Source organism: Terrisporobacter muris (genome assembly GCF_024621905.1).
In the GTDB taxonomy this organism is placed as follows: Bacteria; Bacillota; Clostridia; order Peptostreptococcales; family Peptostreptococcaceae; genus Terrisporobacter; species Terrisporobacter muris.
The window spans coordinates 1-3,064 of sequence record NZ_JANKBY010000376.1; the positions used below are offsets into that span (position 1 = coordinate 1).

Annotated in this window: 4 protein-coding genes; all 4 read left to right on the forward strand. The window is 31.0% G+C overall.

Annotation, left to right across the window (positions count from 1 at the left end):
• Positions 1-249, forward strand: a 249-nt coding sequence (locus tag NSA58_RS17995) for a FeoA family protein (protein WP_257560776.1), incomplete at its 5' end; no start/stop codon positions are given.
• Between the two features lie 15 nt (positions 250-264).
• Positions 265-492: a FeoA family protein gene (locus NSA58_RS18000; protein ID WP_039678545.1), complete on the forward strand. Its 228-nt coding sequence runs from the start codon at positions 265-267 to the stop codon at positions 490-492.
• 17 nt (positions 493-509) lie between these two features.
• On the forward strand, positions 510-2,552 hold the full coding sequence (feoB, locus tag NSA58_RS18005) for a ferrous iron transport protein B (RefSeq protein ID WP_074079726.1): 2,043 nt from the start codon (positions 510-512) through the stop codon (positions 2,550-2,552).
• A 196-nt stretch (positions 2,553-2,748) separates the two neighbouring features.
• Positions 2,749-2,898 carry a FeoB-associated Cys-rich membrane protein gene (locus tag NSA58_RS18010; protein ID WP_139045014.1) on the forward strand — a complete coding sequence of 50 codons (150 nt, stop codon included), beginning with the start codon at positions 2,749-2,751 and terminating at the stop codon, positions 2,896-2,898.
• The last annotated feature ends 166 nt before the right edge of the window (positions 2,899-3,064 follow it).

Sequence of the window (3,064 nt, forward strand, 5' to 3'; positions counted from 1 at the left end):
AAATATCAATTGAAGATATATAAAGGGGTTGATTATATGTTATTATCAATGGTTTCTTTAGGAGAAATAAAAAAAATAAAAGAATTAAGAGGAAAAGATTCAGTAAAATCACATTTACAAAGTCTAGGATTTCTACCAGGTGAAAAAATTGAAGTAATATCAGAAAATCCAAGTGGAATTATATTATTAATTAAGAGTACAAAAATAGCTATAAATAAAGCGATGGCAAATAAAATAGTAGTGGAATAGTAGGGGGAATGATTAATGAAAACATTAAGAGATTTAAGTCCTGGACAAAAGGGAACAGTAATTAGCTTAGGAGAAAAAGGACCTGCAAGAAGAAGATTAATGGATATGGGTATTACTCCAGGAGTTGAAATACAAATAGTAAAAGTTGCACCACTAGGTGATCCTATAGAAGTAAATTTAAGAGGATATGAGCTAAGTTTAAGAAAAGACGAAGCTAATCAAATAAAAGTAAATCAATTATAGTAAAGAAGGGGAATACAATGAGTTTAAATATTGCTTTAGCAGGAAATCCAAACTGTGGTAAAACGACTCTTTTTAATGAAATAACAGGGTCAAAACAACATGTTGGAAACTGGCCAGGAGTTACAGTAGAGAAAAAAGAGGGAAAATATAAAAGAAATAAAGATATGAATATAGTGGACTTACCGGGAATTTATTCCTTATCACCATATTCAGCAGAAGAAATAGTGGCAAGAAATTATATTGTAGAAGAACAACCTGATGTACTAATAAATATAATTGACGCTACCAATATAGAAAGAAATATGTATTTAACACTTCAAATATTAGAAACAGAAATTCCAACTATTGTAGCCTTAAATATGATGGATGAAGTGGAAAATAGCGGTACAAAAATAGATATAGATAAAATATCAAAACATTTAGGTGTAAAAGTTGTACCTATTGTTGCGAGAAGTGGTAAAAATGTAGATCTATTAATGGAAGAAGTTAAAAAAGCATCTAATGAGAAAAATAAAGATTTAAAGGTTTATTCTAAGGATGTTGAGGATTTTCTAGAAGAAATTTTGCGTCATATTAATGATAATGAAAGTCAAATGATAAACTCTAGATGGAGAAGTATTAAATTATTAGAAGAAGATTCAATAGAAAGTGAAAAACTTTCAGAAGAAACAAAGAAAAAAATTGAATCTATATTAAATAGAGCTAATGAAAAGTTAAATGGAGATGCAGAAGGTGAAATTGCGGACCAAAGATATAAATTTATATCAAATGTTGTAGGTGAATCTGTTAAAAAGAAAGAAAAAGTAGATGGTAAAAGAGTTGAAACTACATCAGATAAAATAGATAAAATACTAACTAATAGAATAATAGCTATACCAGCATTTTTAGTAATAATGTATGGATTATTCTCCATAACATTTGGGGAAGGTCCATTAGGTATAGGTGTATATCTTCAAACATTAGTTTGTGATTTTTGGGATGGTCCTTTAACTGAAACTATACTTACTTCTTTACAAAGTATGGGGGCAAGTGAATGGGCATTATCTTTAGTTGGTGATGGTATACTTGCAGGACTTGGCGGTGTAGTATCATTCTTACCACAAATACTTGTACTATTCTTATTAATGTCAGTACTTGAAGATAGTGGATACATGGCAAGAGTTGCTTTTGTAATGGATAAAATCTTTAGAAAGTTTGGATTAAGTGGGAAATCATTTATACCATTACTTATGGGATTTGGATGTTCAGTACCAGCACTTATGGCAAGCAGAACTTTAGAAAATGAAAAAGATAGAAAAATAACAATGATGATTACTCCTTTTATGTCTTGTGGAGCTAAACTACCAATTTATTTAATGTTTGCGGCAACATTATTTGCAAATAGTAACCAAACTTTAATAATCTATTCTATTTATATGTTAGGTTTAGTGGTAGCAGTAATATCAGCACTTATACTAAGTAAGTTTGTGATAAAAGGTGAGGCTTCAAACTTTATAATGGAACTTCCTCAATATAGAATACCAACTTTAAGAAGCGTATTTATGCATGGTATTGAAAAAGTTAAAGGATTTGCAATAAAAGCAGGAACTGTTATATTAGCATCTACAATATTAATTTGGTTACTGTCAAACTTTAACTTTAGTGGCATGTGTGAAATGGAAGATAGTATATTAGCATCAATAGGAAGAGGCATTCAGTGGATATTTGCACCACTTGGATTTGGAAACTGGAAAGCATCAGTAGGTGTGGTAACAGGGTGGATAGCAAAAGAAAATATAGTTTCTACATTTGGTGTATTATTTGGAGCAAGTGATGCTATAACAGAAGCTGCTATGGAAGGTAGTGCAGCAATTCCAGGTGTGGCAGCAGCATTTACTAAAGCAGCAGCATTTTCTTATATGGCTTTCAACTTACTTTGTATGCCTTGTTTTGCAGCAGTTGGAGCTATAAGAAAAGAAATGGGATCTTGGAAGGATACTCTAATGACAGTAGGATTCCAAATGCTAGTAGCGTGGATAGTTGCATTCTTAGTATATATAGTGTGTGGTTTTATTTTCTAAATCAAAAATATATTTTTGAGCAAGGTCGCTACCTGAAATTTTATGGAGCTCACGCAGTGGCTTAAAGCGGAAGCAAAGGAATCTCGCTTGAGTAACGGATTTATACGAAGTGGTAACGAGTATATATCGTTGACGATATGCTTTTCGATTTTGGCAACATGAAGCGAAGCGAATTTTTAAATAAAGGGATGATATTATGATAAATTACTTAATTGGAATAGGATCGGCTTTAATAGTAATTTTAACGTGTAAAAATTTTATAAAGAATGCTAGAAGTGGAGAAAGTAAGTGCTCTTGTGGTTGCAATGGATGTTCATCTGCAAATCAATGTAGCCACAAACAATAATTTCTTAACAATCTAACCTTCCCGAAAAAAGAATGAGAAAACTCATTCTTTTTTAATTTCTAACTTTATTACTTGAGCAACGGACTAAGCTGTTGGCGACATGAGCGAAGCAAATTTTTTATTTTGGAAAACTAATAAAATATAAAAATTAACATAAAATATAATA